The sequence below is a fragment of the Candidatus Poriferisocius sp. genome (genome assembly GCF_965219815.1).
Taxonomy (GTDB): domain Bacteria; phylum Actinomycetota; class Acidimicrobiia; order Acidimicrobiales; family Bin134; genus Poriferisocius.
Genome location: NZ_OZ244791.1, coordinates 1,911,561 through 1,936,878, shown reverse-complemented (window position 1 = coordinate 1,936,878; position 25,318 = coordinate 1,911,561). Strand labels below are relative to the sequence as shown.

Annotated in this window: 29 protein-coding genes and 1 tRNA gene; 14 read left to right on the top strand and 16 right to left on the bottom strand. The window is 65.6% G+C overall.

Annotated features, from left to right (window positions below):
- The first annotated feature begins 64 nt into the window (after positions 1–64).
- The 3 genes from aceE (at position 65) to ACOQPI_RS09260 (ending at position 4,397) form a co-directional block, all read left to right on the top strand.
- Positions 65–2,755, top strand: coding sequence for a pyruvate dehydrogenase (acetyl-transferring), homodimeric type (gene aceE / locus ACOQPI_RS09270; RefSeq protein ID WP_420619366.1), 2,691 nt, complete (start codon positions 65–67; stop codon positions 2,753–2,755).
- An 83-nt stretch (positions 2,756–2,838) separates the two neighbouring features.
- Complete coding sequence (locus ACOQPI_RS09265) at positions 2,839–3,450, top strand: RNA polymerase sigma factor (RefSeq protein ID WP_420619365.1); 612 nt, start codon at positions 2,839–2,841, stop codon at positions 3,448–3,450.
- Positions 3,447–4,397 (top strand): hypothetical protein, encoded by a 951-nt coding sequence (locus ACOQPI_RS09260; RefSeq protein WP_420619364.1) that lies wholly within the window; start codon positions 3,447–3,449, stop codon positions 4,395–4,397. Before ACOQPI_RS09265 ends, ACOQPI_RS09260 begins: the two co-directional genes overlap by 4 nt.
- A gap of 48 nt (positions 4,398–4,445) precedes the next feature.
- On the opposite strand, the gene ACOQPI_RS09255 is transcribed toward ACOQPI_RS09260, so the two are convergent.
- Positions 4,446–5,645, bottom strand: a complete 1,200-nt coding sequence (locus ACOQPI_RS09255; protein WP_420619363.1) for an amidohydrolase family protein — start codon at positions 5,643–5,645, stop codon at positions 4,446–4,448.
- 85 nt (positions 5,646–5,730) lie between these two features.
- Here ACOQPI_RS09255 and ACOQPI_RS09250 point away from each other — a divergent pair, with 85 nt between their 5' ends.
- From ACOQPI_RS09250 to ACOQPI_RS09240, 3 genes are all read left to right on the top strand, one after another.
- Entirely contained in the window at positions 5,731–6,552 is an 822-nt protein-coding gene (locus ACOQPI_RS09250; RefSeq protein WP_420619362.1) for an enoyl-CoA hydratase-related protein, read from the top strand.
- A 289-nt stretch (positions 6,553–6,841) separates the two neighbouring features.
- Positions 6,842–8,071 (top strand): IS110 family transposase, encoded by a 1,230-nt coding sequence (locus ACOQPI_RS09245; RefSeq protein WP_420619361.1) that lies wholly within the window; start codon positions 6,842–6,844, stop codon positions 8,069–8,071.
- Positions 8,072–8,440: 369 nt separating this feature from the next.
- A complete protein-coding gene (locus ACOQPI_RS09240) occupies positions 8,441–9,118 on the top strand; it encodes a type ISP restriction/modification enzyme (protein WP_420619360.1) in 678 nt (225 codons plus the stop codon).
- A gap of 118 nt (positions 9,119–9,236) precedes the next feature.
- Here ACOQPI_RS09240 and ACOQPI_RS09235 read toward each other — a convergent pair whose 3' ends face one another.
- Together ACOQPI_RS09235 and ACOQPI_RS09230 are read right to left on the bottom strand one after the other, a co-directional pair.
- Positions 9,237–9,443, bottom strand: a complete 207-nt coding sequence (locus ACOQPI_RS09235; protein WP_420619359.1) for a hypothetical protein — start codon at positions 9,441–9,443, stop codon at positions 9,237–9,239.
- A gap of 94 nt (positions 9,444–9,537) precedes the next feature.
- A complete protein-coding gene (locus ACOQPI_RS09230) occupies positions 9,538–9,753 on the bottom strand; it encodes a hypothetical protein (protein ID WP_420619358.1) in 216 nt (71 codons plus the stop codon).
- A gap of 458 nt (positions 9,754–10,211) precedes the next feature.
- Here ACOQPI_RS09230 and ACOQPI_RS09225 point away from each other — a divergent pair, with 458 nt between their 5' ends.
- From ACOQPI_RS09225 to ACOQPI_RS09215, 3 genes are read left to right on the top strand one after another with little or no spacing between them, the layout of a single operon-like run.
- Complete coding sequence (locus tag ACOQPI_RS09225; protein WP_420619357.1) at positions 10,212–11,435, top strand: DUF222 domain-containing protein; 1,224 nt, start codon at positions 10,212–10,214, stop codon at positions 11,433–11,435.
- Positions 11,436–11,451: 16 nt separating this feature from the next.
- Positions 11,452–11,655, top strand: coding sequence for a type II toxin-antitoxin system HicA family toxin (locus ACOQPI_RS09220; RefSeq protein ID WP_420619356.1), 204 nt, complete (start codon positions 11,452–11,454; stop codon positions 11,653–11,655).
- A complete protein-coding gene (locus tag ACOQPI_RS09215) occupies positions 11,646–11,882 on the top strand; it encodes a hypothetical protein (protein ID WP_420619355.1) in 237 nt (78 codons plus the stop codon). The genes ACOQPI_RS09220 and ACOQPI_RS09215 overlap by 10 nt, the downstream gene beginning before the upstream one ends.
- Before the next feature lie 11 nt (positions 11,883–11,893).
- On the opposite strand, the gene ACOQPI_RS09210 is transcribed toward ACOQPI_RS09215, so the two are convergent.
- Complete coding sequence (locus tag ACOQPI_RS09210) at positions 11,894–13,039, bottom strand: aromatic ring-hydroxylating oxygenase subunit alpha (RefSeq protein WP_420619354.1); 1,146 nt, start codon at positions 13,037–13,039, stop codon at positions 11,894–11,896.
- A 134-nt stretch (positions 13,040–13,173) separates the two neighbouring features.
- Here ACOQPI_RS09210 and ACOQPI_RS09205 point away from each other — a divergent pair, with 134 nt between their 5' ends.
- The 4 genes from ACOQPI_RS09205 to ACOQPI_RS09190 are packed head-to-tail and all read left to right on the top strand — an operon-like array spanning position 13,174 to position 15,934.
- On the top strand, positions 13,174–13,971 hold the full coding sequence (locus ACOQPI_RS09205; protein ID WP_420619353.1) for a hypothetical protein: 798 nt from the start codon (positions 13,174–13,176) through the stop codon (positions 13,969–13,971).
- Positions 13,964–14,725, top strand: a complete 762-nt coding sequence (locus ACOQPI_RS09200; RefSeq protein ID WP_420619352.1) for an SDR family NAD(P)-dependent oxidoreductase — start codon at positions 13,964–13,966, stop codon at positions 14,723–14,725. The genes ACOQPI_RS09205 and ACOQPI_RS09200 overlap by 8 nt, the downstream gene beginning before the upstream one ends.
- Positions 14,726–14,780: 55 nt before the next feature.
- Positions 14,781–15,464, top strand: a complete 684-nt coding sequence (gene rpe / locus ACOQPI_RS09195; RefSeq protein WP_420619351.1) for a ribulose-phosphate 3-epimerase — start codon at positions 14,781–14,783, stop codon at positions 15,462–15,464.
- 32 nt (positions 15,465–15,496) lie between these two features.
- Positions 15,497–15,934, top strand: coding sequence for a hypothetical protein (locus tag ACOQPI_RS09190; RefSeq protein WP_420619350.1), 438 nt, complete (start codon positions 15,497–15,499; stop codon positions 15,932–15,934).
- Between the two features lie 34 nt (positions 15,935–15,968).
- On the opposite strand, the gene ACOQPI_RS09185 is transcribed toward ACOQPI_RS09190, so the two are convergent.
- The 8 genes from ACOQPI_RS09185 to ACOQPI_RS09150 form a co-directional block, all read right to left on the bottom strand.
- Positions 15,969–16,559, bottom strand: coding sequence for an ATP-dependent Clp protease proteolytic subunit (locus ACOQPI_RS09185; protein ID WP_420619349.1), 591 nt, complete (start codon positions 16,557–16,559; stop codon positions 15,969–15,971).
- Between the two features lie 21 nt (positions 16,560–16,580).
- Positions 16,581–17,726 (bottom strand): DUF1214 domain-containing protein, encoded by a 1,146-nt coding sequence (locus ACOQPI_RS09180; RefSeq protein WP_420619348.1) that lies wholly within the window; start codon positions 17,724–17,726, stop codon positions 16,581–16,583.
- Positions 17,723–18,250 carry a cupin domain-containing protein gene (locus tag ACOQPI_RS09175; RefSeq protein ID WP_420619347.1) on the bottom strand — a complete coding sequence of 176 codons (528 nt, stop codon included), beginning with the start codon at positions 18,248–18,250 and terminating at the stop codon, positions 17,723–17,725. Before ACOQPI_RS09175 ends, ACOQPI_RS09180 begins: the two co-directional genes overlap by 4 nt.
- 1 nt (position 18,251) lies before the next feature.
- Positions 18,252–18,336: transfer RNA gene (locus tag ACOQPI_RS09170), tRNA-Leu, on the bottom strand.
- Positions 18,337–18,355: 19 nt separating this feature from the next.
- On the bottom strand, positions 18,356–18,919 hold the full coding sequence (rdgB, locus tag ACOQPI_RS09165) for an RdgB/HAM1 family non-canonical purine NTP pyrophosphatase (protein WP_420619346.1): 564 nt from the start codon (positions 18,917–18,919) through the stop codon (positions 18,356–18,358).
- Between the two features lie 29 nt (positions 18,920–18,948).
- Positions 18,949–19,680 (bottom strand): ribonuclease PH, encoded by a 732-nt coding sequence (rph, locus tag ACOQPI_RS09160; RefSeq protein ID WP_420619345.1) that lies wholly within the window; start codon positions 19,678–19,680, stop codon positions 18,949–18,951.
- A 249-nt stretch (positions 19,681–19,929) separates the two neighbouring features.
- Complete coding sequence (locus ACOQPI_RS09155; RefSeq protein ID WP_420619344.1) at positions 19,930–20,880, bottom strand: PLP-dependent cysteine synthase family protein; 951 nt, start codon at positions 20,878–20,880, stop codon at positions 19,930–19,932.
- Between the two features lie 22 nt (positions 20,881–20,902).
- On the bottom strand, positions 20,903–21,319 hold the full coding sequence (locus ACOQPI_RS09150) for a Mov34/MPN/PAD-1 family protein (protein WP_420619343.1): 417 nt from the start codon (positions 21,317–21,319) through the stop codon (positions 20,903–20,905).
- Between the two features lie 59 nt (positions 21,320–21,378).
- Between ACOQPI_RS09150 and thpR the strand changes: the two genes are divergently transcribed.
- On the top strand, positions 21,379–21,903 hold the full coding sequence (thpR, locus tag ACOQPI_RS09145; protein ID WP_420619342.1) for an RNA 2',3'-cyclic phosphodiesterase: 525 nt from the start codon (positions 21,379–21,381) through the stop codon (positions 21,901–21,903).
- Positions 21,904–21,914: 11 nt separating this feature from the next.
- On the opposite strand, the gene ACOQPI_RS09140 is transcribed toward thpR, so the two are convergent.
- The 4 genes from ACOQPI_RS09140 to ACOQPI_RS09125 all read right to left on the bottom strand — a co-directional run bounded on the left by ACOQPI_RS09140 (position 21,915) and on the right by ACOQPI_RS09125 (position 25,277).
- A complete protein-coding gene (locus ACOQPI_RS09140; RefSeq protein WP_420619341.1) occupies positions 21,915–22,556 on the bottom strand; it encodes a protein-L-isoaspartate(D-aspartate) O-methyltransferase in 642 nt (213 codons plus the stop codon).
- A gap of 45 nt (positions 22,557–22,601) precedes the next feature.
- Positions 22,602–23,033, bottom strand: coding sequence for a hypothetical protein (locus ACOQPI_RS09135; RefSeq protein ID WP_420619340.1), 432 nt, complete (start codon positions 23,031–23,033; stop codon positions 22,602–22,604).
- 142 nt (positions 23,034–23,175) lie between these two features.
- Positions 23,176–24,258 carry an S-(hydroxymethyl)mycothiol dehydrogenase gene (locus ACOQPI_RS09130; protein WP_420621018.1) on the bottom strand — a complete coding sequence of 361 codons (1,083 nt, stop codon included), beginning with the start codon at positions 24,256–24,258 and terminating at the stop codon, positions 23,176–23,178.
- 125 nt (positions 24,259–24,383) lie between these two features.
- A complete protein-coding gene (locus ACOQPI_RS09125) occupies positions 24,384–25,277 on the bottom strand; it encodes a cell division protein FtsX (RefSeq protein ID WP_420619339.1) in 894 nt (297 codons plus the stop codon).
- Positions 25,278–25,318 lie beyond the last annotated feature (41 nt).

Sequence of the window (25,318 nt, the reverse complement as noted above, 5' to 3'; positions counted from 1 at the left end):
CCCAGAATTGAAAGCATTGGGCACAGTTATGTACCTCTCACACCAAGGGCATTAGACCGTGGCCGTGAACTTCTCACACCAGCTGCCCGACACCGACCCCGAAGAAACCCGCGAGTGGCTCGACAGCCTCGACGCGGTGGTCAGCGCCTCGGGCGGGCAGCGGGGCCGATATCTGCTGCGCCGGCTCCTCGACCGGGCCGACGAGTTGGGCACGGGCCTGTCGGGCACGGTGCAGACACCGTATGTGAACACCATCCCCACTGCCGACCAGCCGTTCTTCCCCGGCGACGAGTACATCGAGCGCCGCATCCGGGCCTTCATCCGGTGGAACGCCGCAGTCATGGTGGTGAGGGCCAACAAGCGGGCCGATGGAATCGGCGGCCACCTGTCCACCTTCGCCTCGTCGGCCGCGCTGTACGAGGTGGGGTTCAACCACTTCTTCAAGGGCAAAGAAGATGGGCTGCCCGGCGACGCCGTCTACATCCAGGGCCACGCCGCCCCCGGCATCTACGCCCGGGCCTACCTGGAGGGACGGCTCACCACCGGACAGCTTGACAACTTCCGCATGGAGATCGGCGGCCAGGGTCTTTCCAGCTACCCCCACCCCCGGCTGATGCCCGACTTCTGGGAGTACCCCTCGGTGTCGATGGGGCTGGGGCCGATCAACTCCATTTACCACGCCCGCTTCTACCGCTACCTGCACGACCGCCGCATCGAGGACACTAGCGAGTCGAAGGTGTGGTGCTTCGTGGGCGACGGAGAGTGCGACGAGCCCGAAACGCTGGGGTCGATCTCGCTGGCCGGACGGGCCAAGCTGGGCAACCTTATCTGGGTGGTGAACTGCAACCTCCAGCGCCTCGACGGGCCGGTGCGGGGCAACGGGAAGATCATCCAGGAGCTGGAGGGTAACTTCCGGGGCTCGGGCTGGAACGTGATCAAGGTGATCTGGGGGTCCCGCTGGGACGAGCTGCTGGCCGCCGATGTCGACGGCGTGCTGCTGGAGAAGATGATGACCACGGTGGACGGGGAGTATCAGCGCTACGCAACCGAGACCGGCGCCTATATCCGGGAGAACTTCTTCGGCCCCGATCCCCGGCTGCGCAAGATGGTGGACCACCTGAGCGACCGCCAGCTCGAGGATCTGCCCCGGGGCGGTCACGACTACTTGAAGCTGTATGCCGCCTACAAGGCCGCGGTGGAGGCCACCGACCGCCCCACGGTGATCTTGGCCAAAACCATCAAGGGCTGGACGCTGGGCGAGGGGCTGGAAGCCCGCAACGCCACCCACCAGATCAAGAAGATGACCACCGACCAGCTCATGGATCTGCGCTCCCGACTCCACTTGGAAGAGGAGATTCCCGCGGAGGCCCTCCAAGACGACGCCAACCCCCCGTACTACAAGCCGCCACCCGACTCGCCCGAGCACCAGTACCTCATGGCCCGCCGCCGCGAGCTCGACGGGCCCCTTCCCACCCGGGTGGTGAACATCCGCCGGCCCATCAAGCTGCCCGACGACAAGCTGTTCTCCGACTACGACGAGGGCTCCGACGGGCGCGAGGTGTCCACCACCATGGTGTTCACCCAGATGCTGCGCAACATGATGCGAGACGAGAAGTTCGGGGCCCGGGTGGTGCCCATAGTCCCCGACGAGGCCCGCACCTTCGGCATGGACTCGCTGTTCCGGGAGTTCAAGATATACGCCTCCGAGGGCCAGCTCTACGAGCCGGTGGACCACGACCTGCTGCTGTCCTACGCCGAAGGGCAGGATGGCCAGCTCCTGGAGGAGGGCATCACCGAGGCGGGATCGCTGGCCTCATGGACGGCGGCGGCCATCAGCTACGCCACCGTGGGCGTGCCGATGGTGCCGTTCTATTCCTTCTACTCCATGTTCGGATTCCAACGGGTGGGCGACCTGATCTGGTCGGCGGCCGACTCCCGGGCCCGGGGGTTCCTGATGGGCGCCACCGCGGGGCGCACCACGCTGATGGGCGAGGGCTTGCAGCACCAAGACGGCCACAGCCTCCTGCTGGCCTCCACCGTGCCCGCCTGCTGCGCCTACGACCCGGCGTTCGCCTACGAGTTGGGCGCCATCGTGCGGGCCGGCCTGCACCGGATGTACGGCAACGGCGGGGGCGACGACGTCTTCTACTACATCACCATCTATAACGAGAACTACCGCCAGCCCCGCCGGGCCGACTTCATCAGCGATGAGCACATCCTGTCGGGGCTCTACCAGTGGAACCATGCGCTGGATGGCACCGAGCAGCAGGCCACGATCATCTTCTCCGGCACCGCCCACCAGGCGGCTCGGGACGCCCAGGCCGAGTTGGCCGAGCATTACGGGATCGGGGTGGATCTGTTGAGCGCCCCCTCCTTCAAGGCGGCCCGGGAAGAGGCGCTCGAAGTGGAGCGCTGGAACCGCCTGCACCCCGAAGAGGAATCCCGGGTGCCGATGGTGACCCAGCGGCTCGGCGGTGGCCGAGGGCCGGTGGTGGCGGTTACCGACTACATGACCCTGGTTCCCGACCAGATCGCCCGCTGGGTGCCTCGGCGGTTCATCCCCCTGGGCACCGATGGCTTTGGGCGCTCCGACACCCGGGAATCGCTACGCCGATTCTTCGAGACCGACGCCCATAGCGTGATCTCCACTGTTCTGAGCGCCCTAGCCGCCGATGGCAGCCTCGATCCGGAGGTGGCCAAGGACGCCGTGGCCCGCTACGACCTGAATCGCCCCCACTTCGACCCCACCGGATAGTCGCTGTCCCTAAGAGCGCAGGCCGCGAGCCATTTGGCGGCACCCGGTGAAAGGATCGCCGTGATGCGGACAAGTAGCCAGCGATGAGCATCCGCTTGGCGCGCGCCCGAGACCAAGACTGGTTTCGAGCCATGTACCACGAGAACTATCGTCCGCTGCTCGCCTATGCCCGCCGCCGGGTGGACTGGTCCACCGCCGAGGAAGTGGTGGCCGACACGTTCTTGACCGCCTGGCGGCGGCGGGACGACGTACCTGAGGGTCATGAGCGCCCGTGGTTGTTCGGAGTGGCCCGCAATACGATCCGCAATGCCAAACGGGCCTCAGGGCGGCAGACGGCGGTCCGCGAGAAGCTGCGCGGCCAGCCGAAGCCGGGGCCAGATGATCCTTCGTCGGCTGATTCCACCACTGAAGCGGTGGATGGGCGGGCTGCGGTGCTGCGGGCCGCGCTCGACAGTTTGGCTGAGGCCGACCGCGAGGTGCTCATGCTGGTGGCCTGGGAGGAACTGTCCTACGCCGAGATCGGGCAGATGCTCAGCCTGACGCCGAATGCGGTGGCCATCCGAGTCCACCGGGCCCGCAAGCGGTTCGCCAAACAGGTCGACCGGCTCAGCGCCGATCAGGAGCCAATGAAAGGTCCCTCCCGGAGCGGACATGAAGAGGACATCGATCCCGAACGAGAGAGGAGAGCGCTATGAGAAAACGAGCGACACCCATCAACGACACGCTGCTTGACGAGCTTCGCCAGGCCAACCCTGTTCAATCCGACGCCCTCCCCTCGTCTCGGGACTCGCAGCCTGCCCGGACTCTGGAGGAGATCGTCATGTCCGACACCCCAACATCTGCCCTGTCAACGCCGGAGGCGGTTGTCCCTATCGACCGCGCCCGCCGCCGGCGCCGCCGGATCAGTTCTTTGGCCGCGGCGGTTGTGGTCGTGGCCGCAGTGGGCGTCGGCGTCTTCGCCATCGACTTCGGAACGGCGCCTGACGCCACCGCCGAGGTACACCGTGCCGCGGCAACCTCGGCGGCTTCGGGCGCGGACTCTATGAGGTGGGAGACGAGGGTGACCATCGGCTTGGCCGAGCCCGACCCCCCGTTGGAGTTCTCCATCACCGGCACTGTGTCGGGCGGCAACTCCGAGATCAGGTGGCGATCGCATTCCGACATGGCCGCGGTCGGAATGGAGCAGATCGGACCCTTGACCGTGGTGTCCGTGGACGGCGAGGTGTACATCTCTACCGCCGAAGGCGTGTGGGAGGGGCCGCAGCCGGCATCAGATCTCTCCCTGCTGTCGGCCATCACTGCCGACTCGCTGATAGGCGACCTCGAGCAACTCACCGATTTCACCAAAGTCGGCAACGAGGTCGTTGACGGCGAGAAGTGGACCCGCTACCGGTCCTATGCCGCGCCCAACGACGCGGTCCGCTCGATTCTGGTGTTGACTCTGGGCTTCTCGCAGATACCGGTCGACGCAGGCCAGACGGGGGAAGTCGAAACCCCTCATCTGAACGTCTGGATCGACGGCGACAACCTCATCCGCCGGGTGAGCTTCGGCAGCGAGACGGTGAGTGCGGGCAGCTTCACCGCGGTCACCGACTTCGGCGGGTTCGGCGAGTCTGTCGAGATCGTCAAGCCGGTCTCCTGATCCCCCCTGACGCCGCCGGACCCCCAACGACTGCGGGTTCGGCGGCGGTCAGGCGGGTTGTAGGTGGTTCAGCTCGGTGACGTTGTCGAGGAGGATCTTCTTCTTGGTGGCGTCGTCGAAGCCCCTGTCTTTGAGCTCCACCAGGTAGTCGAGCGGCTGGGGCATGCCCTCGATGTGGGGCCAGTCGCTGCCGAAGATCACCCGGTCGTCCCCCATGTAGTGGACCACCTCGGCCACGTCGTCCTCCCAGAAGGGGTTGATCCACACGTGCTGGCGGAACAGTTCGGAGGGATCCTCCTTGAACCAGCCGATGCTCTTGTGGGTGGCCTGGCCCAGCTTGCGGAACATGTCGCTCAAGAACTGCGATCCGTTCTCCACCGACGCGATCCGCAGGTTGGTGAACCGCTCAAACAGCTTCTCCAGGGCCAGGGTGATCAGGTAGTCATAGGCGGCCCGCTCGATGTTGTAGGCCTTGATGCTGGGCTTGTACTTGCGGTGCTTGGCCATGCCCGCCGAGGCGAACCCGTCCACGTCGTAGCCGTGGGTGGTGTAGCCGCTGTCGCCGGCGTGGACCACCGCGCAGATGCCCGACTCGTTCACCCGGGCCCAGAACGGGTCGAAGTGCTCGTCGGCCGGCGACATGAACCCATCGGCGGTCCACACCGCGGCGGGACGCATGACAATGGTGCGGGCGCCTTTGTCGAGGGCCCATTCCAGCTCGTGGCAAGCCCAATCCACGTCGCCCAAGGCGATGTAGGGGGCGGCGAAGATGGTGTCTCTGTAGGCGAATCCCCACTGCTCGTCGAGCCAGCGGTTGAATCCGCCGAATAGAGCGCACACCGCCTCGATGTCCTCTTTGATGAGCTCCTCGTACAGCACGCCCAGCGTGGGGAACAGCCACACCGACTGAAGCCCCTGCTGGCGGACCTTGTCGACCCGGGCGTCCCGGTCGTCCACGTAGTAGCGGGGCAGTTTCTCCCGCTTGCTCAGCATCTCGGCGGGGTTGCGGCCCTCGGGGTTGCCCCGGAAATAGTCGTGCATGGCGCCGGGCAGGGCGATCGGGTCCCAAGTGGGGTTCACCACCGCGTGGCTGATCTGGCCGCCCACCAGGTGGTATCGGCGGCCGTTCACCTCAGCCCATTGCACGCAGCGGGGGCGCATGGCCGGGTCCACATGGCGGGTGAAGGCGTCTTCCGCCTCGTAGTAATGGTTGTCGCAGTCGAAGGGGATGTAACCGAGCTCGTCCACGAAACCAGGCTACCGCCGGGTAGTTGGCGGTGCCCTCTTGGACGCCGGGTCCCCGCCTGCCATCAGGCGCGCTACCGTCGGCCCCGTGTCTGAGACTCATGAATCTGAGCCCGCCATCCTCACCGAAGACCGGGAGCGGGTGCGCTACATCACCCTGAACCGCCCCGAGCGGCGCAACGCCCTGACCATGGCCCAGCTCGGCCAGTTATTCGATGCCCTGGCCGAGGCCGACGCCGCGGCTGATGTCGGCGCCATTGTGGTCCAGGGTTCGGGCGAGGCGTTCTGTTCGGGCATCGACCTCGACCCCGACGAGATCGACCTGGACTACGACTCCCGGTCCTTCGAGCAAGAACTGGCCCTGGTGGAGCCGTTCCGGCGGTTCGAGGATATGTTGCGGCTGCGCACCCCGGTAATTGCCTCGGTGCACGGCTATTGCCTGGCGGTGGGCACCGACATCGCCTTCCACGCCGATATGACCGTCTGCGCCGAGGACGCCCAGTTCGGCTACCCCATCGTGCGGTCGATGGCCTCGCCCTCCACCCATATGTGGACCTATCTGGCCGGCCCCCAGTGGGCCAAGCGCCTGCTGCTCACCGGAGACATGATCGACGGCACCACCGCGGCCCGAGCCGGCTTCGTGCTAGAGGCGGTGCCCGCCGACGACCTCGCCGAGCACACCCACGCCCTGGCCCGCAGGGTGGCCACCGTGCCCAACGACATCTCCGCCGCCAACAAGGCCATCTGCAACAAAGTCCTAGAGCTGATGGGCTACACCGCCGCCCAGGAGGCAGCCCGCGAGCACAACGTCATCGCCCACCAGTCCCCCGCCGCCCAAGAATTCGGCCACATCATAAGAACCGAGGGCTTCAAAGCCGCCCGAGCCTGGCAAGCCGAGCAATTCGGCTAGCCGCGACGATTCATTGGTTCACTACCATGGCCCAGCAATGACCCCCCCTTTACGTTGTTGGGTGGCTCTGGCCGTGGGAGTGTTGGGGCTGGTTGCTCGCCGTGGCGGGTAGGGCTTTGTCCCCCTGTCGGTTGACGGTTCGGGGGGTGGTGCCGCCCGCTGCGGGGGGCGTCTGGGACCTCTGACAGGGACGTGTCTGCGGGTTGGCCCGCAAGGCTTTGTAAAGTGGTTGAGGCCAAGGCGCCGGGAGCTTCCGAGCAGTTTGTTCCCGGACGCAAGGAGTCCAGCCATGGAGGATTCAGCCGGCGTCGCCGCCGTCGAGGTGTTCGTCGGCGTCGACATCGCCAAAGGCGACCACTGGGCGTGCGCGATCACCGCGGGCGGGGAGGAGTTGTTCTCCCGGGCGGTGCGCAACGACGAGGCGGCCATAGACGCGCTGATCGATGAGGCCGCCGATCACGGGCCGGCGGCTCTGGTCGTCGACCAGACGGGGTCGGCGGCGTCTTTGGTTTTGGAGGCCGCGGCACGGCGGGGCGCGGCGGTGGCCTATGTGCCCGGTTTGGTGATGCGACGGGCCGCGGACCTGTACGCGGGGGCGGCCAAGTCCGACCCGAAGGACGCGTTCGTTCTGGCCGACTACGCCCGCCGCAACGCCGACCGGCTCGGCTGGGCCGAGCCCGCCGGAGAGCTGTTGGCGCGCCTGCGGGTGCTCAACGGCCGAGACGCCGATCTGGCCGCGGACGCCACTCGGGCGGCGAACCGGCTCAGAGACGCCCTTTTGGCCGTGTGCCCCGCCCTGGAGCGGGCCGTCGGCGACCAGCTCTCAACAAGCGCCGGGCTGCGCCAAGCGCTGTCTCGCTGGCCGACCCCCGCCGCCCTGCGAAAAGCGGGCAGAGCCCGGATCCGAACCGCGATCGCCCGGCGCAACCCCCGCAAAGCCGACACCCTCGCCGCCGCCATCTGGTCAGCGCTGAGCGCCCAGACCATCACCGTGGCAGCCGAGGCGGCCTGGGGCGACGCCATCTCCGACCTCGCCTCAGACCTCGACCGCATCTGCGGGCGCCGCGACCAGCTCGAAACACAGATCGAACAAGCGTTCATGGACCACCCCCTGGGAAAAGTCCTGTCCACCATGTGCGGGTTCGGCCCCCGAACCGGCGCCCGAACCCTCGCTGAGATCGCCGACCCCCACCGCTTCGACAACCCAGCCCGCCTCGCCTCCTACGCCGGACTGGCCCCCACCGACCGCCAGTCAGGCCGAAGCCACACCACCCGACAGAACCGGCACGGCAACCACCGGCTCAAAAACGCCATGTTCCAAGCCGCCTTCACCGCATCCCAACACGACCCCTGGGCCCGCGCCTACTACCAAAAGAAACGAGCCGAGGGCAAAAAACACAACGCCGCCATCACCGCCCTGGCCCGCAAACGCTGCAACATCGTACTCGCCATCCTCAAAACCCAAACCCCCTACCAACCACCCCCCAACCAACCAGAAAAACTAGCCCCCGCAGCTTGACAACAACACAGGGACACCCCCCATGCTCTTCAACGTCACCCAACAGCTCCCCTTCGGCGTCATCGCCACCGATCGGCTCTTCGACCTCTGCGCCACCGGGCGTCAAACCCGGTGCATCCCTCGGAGGCGATCCTGATGGCCGGACCGTCGAATATGGCGATCTTCGGAGTGCTGGCCACTCGATCGCTGCCCGACCTGCATCTGATGGGACCAGGACAACAGTCCAGAGCCATGCCGAAGGAATCCTCTTGAGCAGCCCGTCGAACCGTACGAGGTTTGCCGCTCTGGCGACTTCTATCCTCCCCGACCTCCACGCGCTTGACCCCGCCGGACGGGTCATGACCCGTCGTTCCCAATAGAGGAGGCAACATGCCCGAAGCCCTTGAACTCGACCTGGACTTGCCTTCAGGACCTGCTGACAACGACAACATCACCGACTGGTGCCTGGAGCAGTTCCACGCCCACTACGGCGATCACATCACCAAAGACGACATTTGGGAATATCTCTACGGGGTGATGCACGCCCCCGACTGGCGAGAGCGATACAAGCACGACTTGCAGCGCAACCTCCCCCGGGTGCCTCTAGCCCCCGACTTCGAAGCATTCCGTGCCGCCGGCCGAGCACTCATGGACCTGCACGTCAACTACGAGACCGTCGACGAATACCCAGTGCCCTGCCTCGTAGACGGCCAGCCCGACGAAGGAGACGCTGACGACCCGTCGGCCTACCGGATCGAAAAGAAGATGCGCTGGGCCAAAGAAGGCAAAGAAACCAACCGATCAGTGCTGGAAATCAACAACCGCTGCAAACTCGTCGACATCCCCGACGAGGCCCACGACTACACCGTGTCAGGCCGAACCCCCCTTGACTGGGCCATCGACAGCCTCCGATTCAAGCTCGACAAGCCCTCCGGCATCACCGATGACCCCAATGGTTGGCACGACTGGGCCGACGAGCCCTTCAACCTCATCCGCCACCTCCGCCGCCTTATCACCGTCTCCGTCGAAACAGCCCGAATCGTCAAAAGCCTCCCACCCTCACTTTGAAAGCCCGAGCCACGCAATCACTCAGCTCAGTCTGATGCCGTTGGCAATCGTCTGATTGAGCAGGCACGTCAAACTGTCGGCGAATTGCCTCACCCGTTTCAGAAGGGGTGGGACCATGTCAGGGCAGGCAATACCAGGCGCGCTTGGCCGCTTCCGTCTTGAACTTGCCCTGTCTCGCCTGCTCTTCCAACTCTTCCCTTGAGAACCCGCACTTCTCCAACAGCCGCTCCTCGGCTGCCTTGAGCTGTTCAGGAGATGGGCAGTACACACAATCTTCTACAGCATTGTGCGCATCCTGAAGATGAGAAAGCTGGGTGGCGTCCATGCACAAGAGCGTAAGCACCACAGCGACACTTTGTTCATCTTTTGAACACCCACTGCTGCTGCCATGTCTTCGTCCACCCAGCCACGCCGAACAGCTAACGGCCCCTCTTCTCCAGTTCTTCTAGGACTCGGCTTCCGAATTCAACCCGGTAGGGCGCTGCCTCCACGGATGCGGGATCGACTTCGAAGCCCAGGGAGTCCAGCCGTTCGACGACCCAGTGGTACCACTCCTGATCGTCTTCTGGATCGAGAGCTCCGATCACCGATTTAGTGAGGCTCTCCCGAGTGGTGAACCGCCACGGGTCGCTCACCAAGGCTTCAAGCTCGGATCCTTCGTGCCAGGATGCACCGCGCACCTCGCCAGTTTCGGGGTTCCAGTCAACCGCATGAAGAGTGCTGCCAAACCCGCGGTCGTCGCTCAGGACGACTCGCTGGCCATCACTCAGATCTGCGAACTCAGTCAGACTGAAGTTGAGCGCAAACGGTTTCGGCCCGTCAGGCTCTTCCACAATTGGAAGCTCCGGATGGTATGGCATGGGTTGCGGGTCATCTACGGGCAACGGAGGGACCGGCTGGTCGGCGTACCTCACGGATTCGTCCCCTTTCGCCTCGCAAATCGCCCCTAGCGCCACGACTCTCAGCATCGGCCGACCGTCTCTGACATGGGTTCTGAGAATACTCGTAATTTTTGAAAAAGTCGGAGATTTTTCCTGGTCAGGGTGGGTTTTTCGGGGGGTAACTGTCACTGGTCGTGGGTAGGGTGACGGCTATGGAATTCAGGGCTATCACCGATGGCGACGGGGGCGGTTCTCCTATGGGAGCGTGCCTTTCGGGCGGGGTGAGTGTGGCTGCTGTTGATGTGGCTGGGCTTTCGGGGGATGGGTTGCGTGGGCGCCTGAGAGAGATCGGGCGGGCTGAGTCGAAGCTGGGGGCGATGAAGTCTCAGGTTCTGGCTGAGCTGAGCCGCCGTGAGAATGCGGTGGCCGCGGAGAGGGTGGCCCGCGAGGAGTTGCAGGCGTCTAGACGGGGTGCCCAGCGCGATGTGGAGGCTGCTGAGCGACTGACGGTTCTCTCGGAGACTTCGGAGGCCTTGTCTTCGGGAGAAATCCCGGTGGGGCATGCCCAGTTGATTGCCCGGGCCGCTTCTGAGGGGCCGATCGATCAGTCCTTCTTGGTCGACGCGGCCAAGCGCCAGGGTTATGACCAATTCGCCAAGACGTTGCGCACCCATCAGCAGGAGCAGTCCGACGACGATGGGCAGTCCATCTACGACCGGCAACGCAAGAATCGCACCGGAAGGGCTTTTTCGAGCCGAGAGACCGGCATGTACCTGTTGTCAGGGGAGTTCGATCCCATCACCGGCGCCAAGATCGACACGGTGCTGGCCGCAAAGGAGAAGGAACTGTGGAATCAAGAAGATCCCCGCGACCGGCGCACACCTCAGCAGCGCATGGCCGACGCCATTGCCGAACTGATCCTCGAGCCCGAGAAGGGCAAGGCCCAAGGCACGGCGCTGATGGTGGTGGCTGACTACGACGCCGTCAACCAAGAGCTAGTCAACGCCCGCCTGGCCGACGGCACCCCCATCCCGATGTGCGAACTGGTTCGCCTGGCCTGCGACGCCGAGATTCTGCCCGGCGTGTACCGGGCCGCCACCCAGGAAATGAACCTAGGACGCCGGCGGCGCACCGCCAGCGAAGCCCAGCGGGCTGCGCTGATCTACCGGGACAGGGAGTGCATCGGCTGTGGCGCCAGCGCCAACCGGAGCTTTGCCCACCACGTCCAATTCTGGCGCCATGGCGGACCCACCGACTTCGGCAACCTCGTGTTGGTGTGCAACAAGTGCCACCACAGCATCCACGACGACAACTACCAGGTCGCCCACGACCCCGACGCCAAACGCTGGAAAACCCACCCGCCGCCCGACCCCTTCCCCGACACTGGTATTGATACAACTCGACCACTCCAGCGCAACCCTTTGCTCCGAAACTGATCGACAGGGTGTCCAAATGAAGAAAGTGGACTTGCTGAAGGAACTTCGGCGGATTGCGCAGAGAAAAGGCCTTATGCTTGAGCTGCGGCGCAAGGGCGCCAAACACGAGGTCTGGCGTTTGGGCAATACGACACTGACGATTCCCCGCCATAGGGAGATTTCTCGGTTCACTGCCGAAGGGCTGATCAAGGACGCAGAAAGGGAGCAACCATGTCGCTAGCACCCGACACTGATGCTCAACCATCAGTGAGCGACACCCACCACCTCACTGTCGTCCGATCAGGCAAATGGTGGGCGATCAAAGCCGACAACCTACCCGGATGCCACACCCAGGCGAGGCGACGCGCCAAGATCGAGGTAACAGCCCGCGATGCCATCGCGCTGTGGTTTGACGCAGACGAAGCCGAAGTCGGCCCCTTAGTCGTCAACTTCGCCGAACCAGGCTGACTCCTAATTCATCAGCCCTTCCCATTCAATAGCTGACCTAGCGCTTGGTGGAAGTGGATTAGGGCTACTTCGTGGCGGCCTACGAGGGTTTCTTCGACCAGGCCGGAGGATAGGGACTGCTGGATCTTGACTGCTTGGGGGAAGTCTTCGCCGGCGCCGACTCGTTGGTGTAGCTCCAGGGTGCGCTCGTAGTGGGGGCGGGTTTGTTCTGTGACGGGCTCGGGGGTGTAGAGGGTCATGGTGACGTCGGTTTGGTCGACCGCGGTGGGCAGGAATTGGTACACCGCGAAGTGGTCCACGCTGTGGCTCAGAATGACGTTGGGAGCGATCAGATATTCCACAGTGGCCCGGCCGAGCAGATCCCACTGGTCTTCGGGGGCTTCGGCCAGTTCCAGGATCGACTTCTGGCAGGTTTGGAATCGCAGGTTGGGGCCGTACCCGCGGTAGGTCATGGGCTGAGACAGGTAGTACTTGCCCACTGTGGTGCGGTGTAGGGAGAACACGTGGTACGACTCCAAGAACGTGTCCACCAGCAGCTTCCAGTTGCACGGCCAGCTCGACTCCCACCGGTCGAACGGGAGGTAGCTGCCCGCGCTGAAATCATCCAGATCGAACGCGGCCTCCCCTACAAGGCTGGCCGCGTCAATCGGGCCATCACCCTCGGGCTGCACGAACACCATGCCGTGGGCCTCTCCCACCGGCACCGTCACCAAACCGAGCTCCGACTCGTCGGTCCCGTCAAACCCCTCCCCCGCCTGGGGCCGAGCCAAGAGCGTTCCGTCTAGCCGGTATGTCCAGGCGTGGAACGGGCACCGCAGCGAGGCTGCTCCCGATCCACACCCGCTCACCACCGACGACGCTCGGTGGCGGCACACGTTGCGGAACCCCCGCAGCACTCCGTCGTCGCCCCGCACCACTGCAAGCGGGACTCCGCCGACGGTGAGCGACACGTAGTCACCGGGCGAGGCCACCGCCCCCGACAGGCAGGCCACCACCGGGCGGTGGCGGAACAGCGTCTCCCGCTCGGCCTGCCAGTGCTGTTCACTTACATAGACATCAGCGGGCAGCACTAGCACGTCGTCGGCCAGCTGCGTGGTGCCCGCGGCGTGGTGGGCCAACAGCTCCCGGATCAGCTCCACCTGGGTCTCGCGCCGCACGCCCGGAGACTACCGGAGACCACGGGAGACCCTCATGCACGATTGGCCTCACCCGACTGCGCGGCCCCGGCCCAGTAACGTCGGCGGATGATGAAGCTTCGGTACATGAGCACCAGTTGCCTCAGAGGCCTTCCGTGAACCGCGACCTGTACCTGTATGAGGTGGTCGACGTCATCGGGCAAGGCCAGTACGACTACATGGAGCACCTGTGGCAAGACCCGGTGCTGCGCATGCCGGAGATGTTCGGGCTCCAGGGCGCGTTCTACATCCTGGGGGCGGGCGGGGGGCGCTGGCCCCAGGTCATCAACATCTGGGACATCGGATCGGAGGGCTGGAAGGGCCTGGCCAAGAACCTCGACCGGCTCAACCTGAAGCGGCGCAAGGCGTTCTACGGCGACTGGTGGGACGAGGCCGCCCAATGGCGCTCCGGCGGATTCGACCGGCTGTGCGGGGGCGTGCCCGGCAGCCCGAGCACCACCGAGATCGCCGAGGCGGGCATCACCGGCACGCTGTTCGTGAACGAGATCCTCACCGTGCGGCCGGGCACTCCGATGGAGTTTCTGGCCGCGGTGGTGCAGGAGCGGGTGCCCCTCATGGCCGACTACGGACACCGCCCCACTGGGCTGTACGAGGTGCTTAACAACCAGCACGAGGTGGTGATGGTGTGGGCCGCCGACATCGCCTCCCACGTCACCTACCGCCAGAACCGCGACACCACCCGGGGGCTGTGCGACGAGGGCACCGCCGACGAGCGGATCACCGCCTGGGAGCAACGCTCGGCCGAATACGTGACCGGCGGTGACACCCACTTGATGACCCCGTTGCCCCGCACGGTGTACGGCCCCGAAGACTGGGAGGACGCCAGCCTGGAGAATTGGCTGGCCGCCCAAGAATCAGCCGCGCAAGATACAGCCGGGGGAAGCGATGGATAGGTTCGACCTGACCGGCAAGGTGGCCCTGGTTACCGGGGCCTCTCGAGGCATCGGCCACGCTCTGGCCTTGGGGCTGGCGGAAGCCGGGGCCAAGGTGGTGGTGGCCAGCCGCACGCTGGACGCCTGCCAGACCCTCGCCGACCAGATAACCGCCTCGGGCGGGGAGGCCATGGCCGCCGAGCTCGACGTCGGCGAGCTGAACCAGCATCAACCGCTTCTGGAGGCTGTTTTGAGCCACTTTGGCCGCCTCGACGTGCTGGTAAACAACGCTGGGGTGCTGCGCCCCCACCTCACCACCCGGGTCACCCCTGAGGAGCTGGACGGCATCTTGGCGGTCAACCTGAAGGGACCGCTGTTCCTGTCGCAGGCCGCGCTCGACTACTTGGCCGCCGATGGGGGCGGTTCGATCATCAACATCGGGGCGCTGGGAGCCTTCCAGCCCATGGAGGGCATCGGGGCCTACTGCGCGGTCAAAGCGGCCATGGCCAACTGGACCACCACCATGGCCCGGGAGTGGGCCAGCCGAAGGGTGCGGGTGAACCTGCTGGTCCCCGGCCCAGTGGCCACCGACATGATCTTGCCCCGCGACTCCGAGGCCCGAGCCCGCTTCGAGCAAGAGGTTGCCGCCGAGACCATTTTCGGCCGCCTCGGTGTGCCCGATGACCTTGTTGGCGCCGCGGTGTTCTTGGCCAGCGACGCATCTGCTTTTATGAGTGGTCGACCGGTATTCGTCGACGGCGGAATGCTGCGCTGAGCAGGCTGTTCAAATGGTGCGCATCTTCCGCACCGGCACAGGGTAGGGTCGGGTCATGGCCACTGATTTGGCCCATGAAGCTCTGATCGCGCCTTCAGTGCTGCCCGCTGATTTCGCCCGCTTGGGCGAGGAGTGCATCGGCTTGGAAAAGGCCGGGGCCGACCGGATCCACTGGGATGTTATGGACGGCCGGTTCGTGCCCAACCTCACCTTCGGCCCCGACGTGATCGCCTCGATCCGCCCATTAGTGTCACTGCCGTTCGAGGCCCACCTCATGGTGGAGGAGCCCCACGAGCTGGCCCCCCGCTATGCCGAGGCCGGCTGCGAGCTGCTCACCGTCCATGTCGAGGCCTGTCCTCATCTGCACCGCACGCTGGGGGCCATCCGAGAACTGGGCATGGATGCCGGCGTGGCCCTCAACCCGGCAACTCCGGCCTCCGCCGTGGCCCATGTGCTGGACCTGTGCCGACTGGTGCTGGTGATGACCGTCAACCCCGGATGGGGTGGCCAGTCGTACATCGCATCAATGGAGTCCAAGGTGGCCGAAGTGCGGGCGATGATCGACGAGGGCGGACACGACGTGGAGTTGGAGGTGGACGGCGGTATCGGCCGGTCCACCATCGGAGCCGCGGCCCAAGCCGGGGCCGGGGTGTTCGTGGCCGGCAGCGCGGTGTTCTCCGACGAGCTGGGGTTCAACCACGCCATCACCGAGTTGCGAGAAGCAGCCGCCGTCAGTTGACCATGCGATGCCGCCGACGGCCGATTGCGGCTGTGCTGGTGCTGGGAGCCCTGATGCTCGGCCTCAGCGCCTGCGGTGATGACGACCAGCCCGATTTGAGCGCTTTCTGTCAGAAACTGGAGACCGCTTTTGGACCTGAGGGCGCATTGGCCTCGGACTACTCCGACGACCCGAGCGCTGCGGCGGCGGTAGTGGACGAACTTGAAGCCATACGCCGGGTGGCGCCGCTGGAAATCGAGCCGTCGCTGGCCACCATCAATGCCACTGCGAGCCTCATCATCGAGGCCTTCGACAACCCGGAAGACTTGACGCTCGAAGCGGAGCAGTTGCAGCAAAGCGAAACGGCCGCCGTTGAACTGGCCCGATACTCAATCGAACATTGCGGATTGAGGCTGGACTGGGAGAGTCCTGTGGTGTTCGTCGACCCCGACAAGATTCCCGGCGAGGTACGGCTGGACGTGCGGGGCTAGCCATTGCCGACCAGTGAAGTCGGCCGGCGATCGATCAGAGCATCTCGCCGCGCTTGACGATCACGTGGTCGATGATGCCGTACTGCTTGGCCTCTTCGGCTGTGAACCAGCGGTCGCGGTCGGAGTCGGCCTCCACCTGTTCCACCGACTGGCCGGTGTGGGTGGCGATGCGCTCGGCCAGCAGCTCCTTCACGTAGGCGTGCTGCTCGGCCTGGATGGCGATGTCGGCGGCCTGGCCCCGAACGCCGCCCGAGGGCTGGTGCATCATGATCCGAGCGTGGGGCAGGGCATAGCGCTTGCCGGGGGCTCCGGCACACAAGAGGAACTGGCCCATTGAGGCGCCCAAACCCATGCAAATGGTCCCCACATCGGGGGTGATGAACTGCATGGTGTCGTAGATGGCCATGCCCGAGGTGACCGACCCGCCCGGGGAGTTGATGTAGAGCCAGATGTCCTTCTCGGAATCTTCGCCCTCCAGATACAAGAGCTGGGCGGTGATGTAGTTGGCGATGTCGTCGTTCACGTCGGTTCCGAGAAACACAATGCGGTTCTTCAGAAGCCGGTTGTAGATCTCGAATGCGCCGCGCTCGGGGCTGCCCGGCTCGAACAAAACGGGGTCGGTCATAGCCACAATAGTACCGGCCCGCTAGTGCGTCTCGGCCACCCGATCCACCGGCATCACCGTGCACACCGGTGCCTCAGGGGGCTCGGTGGGGAGCATGAAGCGCCAGAACACCGCGGCTCGGAGCTCGCCGCAGGTGTCCAGCCAGTTGGGCACGCCGGGGTCGCGGTGGGCGATGACCACCCGGTAGCGGCGGTCTGCGTCTGTTTCCATCTGGGCGTCGTTCAGCGAGACGGTGTGCTCCAGGTAGTCAGCCGTTTGGCCCAGCTCGTTCCAGATCACCACGTTGGTGAACAAGCCCTCGGGCAGCCGCCCCTCCATGACCAGGGCCTCGTCGGGGGCCAACTCGTATTCGCCGGCCGAGTAGGCGATGTCCACCGCCCCCCATCCGCCGCCGTCGCTGTCGGTCCAGTCCACCGGCGGGCCCATCGTGTTGGGCACCTCGGAATACCAGCTCGGACGGCGCCGGGGTTGCGGGCCGAGCATCTGTCCGCCGAACTTCGAGCGCACCCACGCCTCCACCCGCCTCAGGCGGCGGGCCACTGTTTCGTCATCGGGCACCGGGCTCTGCTCGGGCCCGTCAACGACGTCGATGCGCAGATCGGGCACCAGTTCGGGCTGGGCCGAGGCGGCCTGTGCCTCGTTGAAGTAGAACCGCACCACCACCGACCCGGCGTCCTCGGCCAACTCCATCCAGTTGCCCCCGTGGGCGTCGGGCGACAGCACCACTTCGAAGGTGCCGTCTTCGTCGAATGCCATGTCGTCCATGTTGAGCTCGCCCACCACCCGGGTTGGCCAGTGGCCATCGCGATCGCCGCCGTGCACGGTGAGCGACATATAGATCTCCCGCCGCCGCCGACCATGAACCCGATAGGTGAGATCACCCCGCAGCGGGGCGAAGAAGTAGATGGCGTCGGGGTTGTCGCCCCACTTGCGGTACGGCGAGATGAGGCGCACAAAGTGGGGCCGCTCCGGCTCGTTCTCCAGGTAGAGGTCCAGCGCCCCCCACAGCGCCATGCCCAACCCCCGGATGCCCAGGTGCTCTCGGCCGGGGGCCAGACCCCGCTGCGGCCCAATCCAGTCGGCGTCGATCTCCGCTAGCGCGCCCAGCAGATCCCGCCAAGCCTGCCGGGCCTCGCTGTCCGGCTCACTTTCCCGAAGCTCGCTCACAGAGCCTCCGGCCCGATCGGGGTCGCCGCCAGCGTGTCCTCGTCAGCGTCGAAAAGCACGGCCAGAAACGTGGTAGGCCGGTCGGTGCGGTTGCGCCACGCATGAACCGTCCCCCGCTGCACCACGCAGTCCCCCGCTCGGAGGTGGACATCGTCATCACCTTCCAACACCAGCCACAGCTCGCCCTCCAGCACGCAGATGAAGTCCACCGTGGCGGTGCGGTGGAGATTCTCCTCGTCCTCCACCGGGCGGGGGCTTCCGTCAGCGTCCACGTAGACCGCCGAGTCGGGCGGCAGCTTGTTGCGGATGATGTTCACCCCGCCCGGCGGGGGAGAAAGCCGGAAGCCATCCCGGTCACCCGAGGCGCCATAGCTGGCGGGGAGCTCGTCCACCGCCCAAATGGCAGTTAGAAACTGCTCAGGATGGCGAGGACTGATCACCACCGGCGGCAGCCCATCACTGTCCACCACCGAATGACCATCCCCATCCACCCCAGTAACAACCCGCCGAAATTCATCAGTCATGTGCGCCAGGTGGGATTTGAACCCACACGGGCTTGCGCCCACAGGGACCTAAACCCTGCGCGTCTGCCAAATTCCGCCACTGGCGCGTAGCTCGATGGGGTCAGGCTACAGGCCCAACTGGACGGCCAAAGACCGAAAAGCCCGGCCCCGGTGGGAGACTGCGTTCTTCTGGTCGGGCGACATCTCGGCGAATGTGCGCCCGTCTGCCCCGTCGGGGACGAACACCGGGTCGTAGCCGAAGCCCCCGTCTCCACGAGGCGCGGCGGCGATGACTCCCGACATCATGCCCTCGGCCAGCAACTCGCGGCCGTCGGGGAACACCACCACTGCCACCGTGCGGAAGCGGGCCGACCGGTCGGCTGCCCCCTCGAGCTCGTCCAGCAGACGTGCCCGGTTGTCGGCGTCATTGGCGTGCTCCCCGGCAAATCGGGCCGACCGCACTCCCGGCGCTCCTGCCAGTGCGGGCACCTCCAGGCCAGTGTCGTCGGCGACTGCGGCCTTTCCGGTGTGCGCGCACACCGCGGCCGCCTTCAGCCGGGCGTTGGCCTCCAGGGTGTCGCCGTCCTCGATCACTTCGCCCAGATCGGCGGGCCGAGGCAGGAGTTCCACCGCCGATCCCAAGATGGCCTCGATCTCGGCCAGCTTGTGGGGGTTGGCGGTTGCCGCCACCAAACGCGGCGGACTGTCTGGTGGAAGGCTCAACGGGGCGGGGGCGGGTCGGCCAGCAACTCGTTTTGCCGCTTGATGATCTGCTCTATCCCCGCAGTGGCCAAGTCCAGTAGCGCATCCAGATGGTCCCGGCCGAACGGCTGGCCCTCGGCGGTGCCCTGCACTTCCACGAAGCGGCCCGATTCGGTCATCACCACGTTCATGTCCACTTCGGCAGACACGTCCTCTTCATAGGGCAGATCGAGCGACGGTGTTCCGTCGATGATCCCGACGGACACCGCGGCGCACGCCTCGATCATCGGGTGCTGTTCGATCTGGCCTGCGACTACCAGCCGAGCGAGGGCGTCGTGCAGAGCGACGTAGGCGCCGCTGATGGCGGCGGTGCGGGTGCCGCCGTCGGCTTGGAGCACATCGCAGTCGCAGATCACCTGGCGCTCACCGAGCTTGGCGGCATCGGTCACCGCTCGCAGTGAACGGCCGATCAATCGCTGGATCTCCTGGGTGCGGCCCGACTGGCGACCCCGGGCCGCTTCCCGGTTGACCCGCTCCGGTGACGACCCGGGGAGCATGGAGTATTCGGCGGTGACCCAACCCGTTCCCCGGCCTTTCATCCACCGGGGCACATCGGGATCAACCGACGCGGTACACAGCACCCGGGTGCGGCCGAACGAGACCAGCACCGAGCCGTCGGCCATCTCGGTGAAATCCCGCTCAAAGGTGATGGGTCGCAGCTCGTCCGCCGCCCGGCCGTCGCTTCTCATCGTTGACCTGCTCTCATTCGACACCCTTCAACTTCTGACACCCCCGCCAACTTCCATCATTGGGGGCACGATACAAGAGCCCAAAGAGGAACGGCCTCGACTCTGGCGGGATGAGTCGAGGCCGTTCGGCTGGAGCTGTGCTCCAGCGTGGTGGTGTGGTTTGGGTATGGGAATCCTAGCAGCGCGGGGTGCTTATAGCACATCAAGGACCACAAAACCCGTCCAAGTGGGGATTTTTTCACTTGGAGTTCAGAAGTAGATGATCGACTCGGCCCGAGCGGTCACCTGGTCGATCGGGTCGGTCCATGCCCCGGTGGACAGGTACTTCCAGCCGCCGTCGGCCGAAACCACCACCACCGCGCCCTCGTCAGTCCGCTCGGCCACTCGGGCGGCCCCGGCCAGTGCGGCACCGGTGGAGATCCCGGCGAAGATGCCGGCCTCCTCAGCCAGCCGACGGGTCCACTCGATCGACTCCCGGGGTCTCACTATGCGCTTGCCGTCCAAGAGCTGGTCGCCGCCCCATTTCTCATAGACCGGGGGGATGAACCCGTCGTCCAAGCTGCGCAGGCCGTCCACCATCTCCCCCGCGGGGGGCTCCACCGCCAGCACCTGCACCGAGGGTTTGCGCTCCTTGAGATAGGCACCCACCCCCATCAATGTGCCGCTGGTGCCCAGTCCCGACACGAAGTGGGTGATCTCGGGGCAGTCGGCGTAGATCTCCGGCCCGGTGGTGTTGTAGTGGGCCCGGGGGTTGGCCTCGTTGCCGTACTGGTAGAGGAACGCCCAATCCGGGTTGTCATCGGCCAGCCTCTGGGCCATGCGGACGGCCCCGTTGGACCCCTCGGTCCCCGGCGACCAGATGATCTCGGCCCCGAACACCTCCAGCAACTGACGGCGCTCGGCCGAGACGTTCTCGGGCATGACGATTTTGATGGGATAGCCCCGGAGCCGGGCGATCATGGCCAGGGCGATCCCGGTGTTCCCCGACGACGGCTCAATGATGGTGCGGCCCGGTTCCAGCGTGCCGTCGGCCTCGGCCTCGAGGATCATCTCGCGCGCCACCCGGTCTTTGACCGACCCGGCCGGGTTTACACCCTCAAGCTTGACGTGGATGGCCACCGATGGGTTTGGCGACAGCACACTGACGTCGACCATGGGGGTGTTCCCGATCAGATCGATCACCGATTTGTGCGCGGCCACGGGCCTCAGATTACCCGGATGCCTACCCCTCGACGGCTACCGGTTCCTCGGAAATGGCACCGTCGACGATCCGGTAGCAGCGCAGCGCGGGTTCGGGATCCTTCAATGACACGATCACATAGAGCAGTGCTCCAAAGGGGTCGAAGGCCGAGGCATCGCGCACATCAGTAGGCGACGGATAGGCGGTGGTGTGGGTGTGAGAGTGCATCACCGCCACCAGCGTCAGCCCCTCGTCATCGGCGGTCCGCTCCACCTGGAGATATTCGGCATCATCCAGCCGATAGATCTGGCTCGACTCCGCCGCATTGCGCACCGGAAAGAACCGATTGGCCACCTCTCCCCCCGCCGGAGCCGCCAAGAGTCCACAAGCCTCATTGGGCAGCCCCGCCAACGCATGGGCGATGACCTCCGAATAAACCCCCCCGCTCAACCGCAGCACCCGCTCACCCTACCCGGCCCGGGGTCTAGGCAGTTCGCCTCTGGAATCGGATACGGCTCATGACCTGCGATGATTTCAAGGTGGCCCGGTTGTTCTTGGCTGTATTTCCGCCGGTGGATGTCGTTGAGCAGCTGGGCGAGTTGGAGCGGCCGGAGGTGGAGGGGTTGCGGTGGACGAACCGGGAGCAGTGGCACATCACGCTGAGGTTTTTCGGGGAGGCGGAGCAAGGCGATGTGGAGGACAGCTTGCGGGAATTTCGGGGGGCGGCGCCCACCGTGCTGCTCGGACCGGCTAGCCGGTGGCTGGGGGGGCGGGTGCTGGCGCTGCCCGCAGATGGGCTAGACGAGTTGGCCGTCGAGGTGAGAGCTAGGACTGAGACCATTGGACAAGCACCCGACCGCCGGAAATTCACCGGACACCTCACGTTGGCTCGGACCCGAAGGCGATTGCACGGTGCTGTGGTCAGCCAGCCTTTCGACGCCCAATTCAAAGCCGCAGAACTTTGGCTGGTGTCCAGCCAGCTCCACTCCGATGGCGCCCGCTACACCAAGCTGAGCCATTGGCCGCTGGGGGAAGGGGGCTGAGCGAGACCCGCTCAGGGCTCTTCGACGAGGGGAACGAATCTCACGGGGCAGAACCGCTTGGAGGTGGTCTCGTCCCCTGCTCGGGTGACGAGGGTCAGGTTCTGGGAGAACGACGGCGGACCCACGGGAATAACCAGCCGTCCGCCGTCGGCCAGCTGGTCTACAAGCGGCGAGGGGATGATGGAGGCTGCTGCGGTGACCACCACAGCGTCATAGGGGGCACCCGGTGGATGGCCCTGCGACCCGTCTCCGCACACCACCGTGGCGTTGGCATACCCCAGGTTGCCCAAGACCTTGGTCGCGGCGTCGGCCAGCTTCCGGTGGCGCTCCACCGTGACTACCGAGGCGCCCAGCTCGGCCAGCACCGCAGCCCCGTAGCCCGAGCCGGTTCCCACTTCCAGCACCCGGTGTTCCGGCTCAATAGCCGCAGCCTCGGCCATCAGGGCGACGATGTAGGGCTGCGAGATGGTCTGGCCCGCCGAGATGGGCAACGGGTGGTCCTTGTAGGCATCGCCCACCAGCGTTCGGGACACGAACCGATGGCGGGGCACCGACCTCATGGCGGCCAGAACCCGGGGGTCGCGTACCCCGCGGCCTTCGATCTGGCGACGCACCATGGCCAGCCGCCGATCTCGGTGCCGATCTTCGGCCATACCCAATGATGCTCCAACTGCCCCATCTCAGGGGCAGGGAACGCCCTAGACGCCGCTAGACCTCGCTGCGGGATAGGCACTGGTCTCGTCGAACACCGCTTGCAGGACATCAGCGTCGCGGGTGAAATCGCCGTCGTGCTCGGCAGCTGCACTCCATGGGGGTGCCGGCGCCCACCAGGGCGGCAACTCAGAGCCGCCCTCGGATGTCTCCTCGGGTATGAAGGCCAAGCACCACTGCCACGAGCCCTTCTCACCGCCATCCTCTTCTTCAGGATGGCCCCCAGGGGGCACCAGAGCGTAGGTGAATCCCGGACCGGGACCTGACCTCTCAAGATCACGGGTCGCAGGACTGTACGACTCGAGGTCGCCAGACACAGTCCGGCGGGAATGCGGTAGCCGGGCGGCAACGAACGGCAGTGCCAGCAGCAGTACGACGATGATCGAGGTAACGACCGTCGTCAGGTTTAGTTCAGGCATATCGGGTGCCTCCGTCAAGAGCAGACACGACGGCCTACTCAAGCCTCATTGGCCCCATTAGCCCCACCCGCAACAGAAAAGGGTAGCGACCGACCCTCCCCGGGGTCAATGCACAATTCCGCGCCACACGGCGCGAAAGGCCTCAGACCACTACCACCGACCGGAGCACCTCTCCCCGCTCCATGGCGTGAAACGCCTCCTCAACGTCCTCCAGCGAGATGGTCTCCGACACGAACCGCTCCAGGTTCAGCCGTCCCTGGAGATAGAGATCGATCAGCATGGGAAAGTCCCGCGACGGCAGGCAGTCGCCGTACCACGACGACTTGAGGACACCCCCTCGTCCAAATATCTCGATCATGGGCAGCTCGATCTTCATCTCCGGATTGGGCACCCCCACCAGCACCACCACCCCGGCCAGATCCCGGGCGTAGAAGGCCTGCTCGTAGGTCTGGGGCAAGCCGATGGCCTCGATGGCCACGTCCACGCCGTGGCCCCCAGTCAGTTCCCTGATCCGCTCCACCGGATCCTCCCGGGTGGAGTTGACGGTGTGGGTGGCGCCGAACTCCTTCGCCCACTCCAGTTTGGTGTCGTCGATGTCCACCCCGATGATGGTGTGCGCTCCGGCGAGGCGGGATCCCTCGATGGCGGCATCTCCGACCCCGCCGCAGCCGAAAACGGCCACCGAGTCGCCCCGGCCGACTCCGCCGGTGTTCATGGCCGCCCCCAGCCCGGCCATGACTCCGCAGCCGATCAGACCAGCCACCTCGGGACTGGCCTCGGGGTTGACCTTGGTGGCTTGGCCCGCCGCAACCAGCGTCTTCTCGGCGAAGGCTCCGATGCCCAGCGCCGGTGACAGCTCCTGGCCGTCCAGCGTCATCTTCTGGGTTGCGTTGTGGGTGGCGAAGCAGTACCACGGACGGCCCCGCAGGCATGCCCGGCAGTTGCCGCACACTGCCCGCCAGTTCAGGATCACGAAGTCGCCCGGGGCCACGCCGGTTACGTCGCTGCCCACTGCCTCCACTACTCCGGCTGCCTCATGGCCTAACAGAAACGGAAACTCGTCGTTGATGGCCCCTTCCCGATAGTGCAGATCGGTGTGGCACACACCGCAGGCCTGCACGGCCACCAGGGCCTCGCCCGGGCCGGGATCGGGCACCTCGATGGTCTCGATGCTGACCGGCTCGCCTTTGGCCTTGGCGATAACGGCTCGAACCTGCTGGGCCATCTGCTGCTCCTTTCGCCCGGCCACCGGCCACTGCCGCCGAGGCCATCTGCCGCGAACCTACTACGCGCTGAGAAAACGCTGTCGCTCAGGTGTCCAGGAAGCGCAAAGGTGGCGAGGGCAGCCGCTCAGGTGTCCAGGAAGCGGGTGACTGCGATGCCTGAGCCCACCGTGCCCACGATGGCGCCCAACCCCACCATCTGGAAGCCCAGCGTCCAGACCCGGGAGGGATCGACGGTGAAGCCCCGCAGCAGCTCCAGGGTGACGTCGTCGTTGATCACGCTGAAGAAGTTGTTGGTGAGCCAGATGAGCGGAATGGCAATCACCCCGCCGACGAGGCCTTGGACGAGTCCCTCGAACATGAACGGCACCCGGATGAACCAGTTGGTGGCGCCGACCAGCTTCATCACCTCGATATCCCGTCTACGGGAGAACAGCGCCATGCGGATCGTGTTCAAGATCAGCACGGCAGCGGCCACCAACAGGATGATGGCGATGATGATCACCCTCTGGCGCAACCCGCTGGACAAGTCTTCGATGGCCCGGATCGTCTCGCTGGCGGTGACCACTCTGGCCACTCCGGGCTGGGCGCGGAATGCCGCGGCCAGCTCGTCAACCCGCTCCGGCAGGGTGTCGGTGGGCTTGACCCGGAACGAAGCCGGCAGCCGCTCCGGCGTGATCACCTCTACAAGCTCAGGCGAATCGCCCAAGAGGTCCTGCACTTCGGCGTAGGCCTCGTCCTTGTCGATATAGGTGAACCCGCTGACCTCAGGCGAACCCTCGAGTTGGCGGCGGATGTCGGCCTCCAACTCCGGGCTGATCTCGGGGTCGGTGAAGACGATGAACTCCACACCGTCCTTCCAGCGGACAGTGGCGTTGTCTACGGCGTCGCCGAACAGCAGCGCCGCACCCAGCAGCGTCAGCGAGATGGTGACGGTGATGATGGTGGCCAGTGTGAGGGTGATGTTGCGGCGGAAGTTGCTGGCCGTCTCCCGCAGGACATAGTCCAACTTGAGGCTCATCAGCTCGCGCCCGCCAAGCGACTGGCCTCACCGAGCTCGCG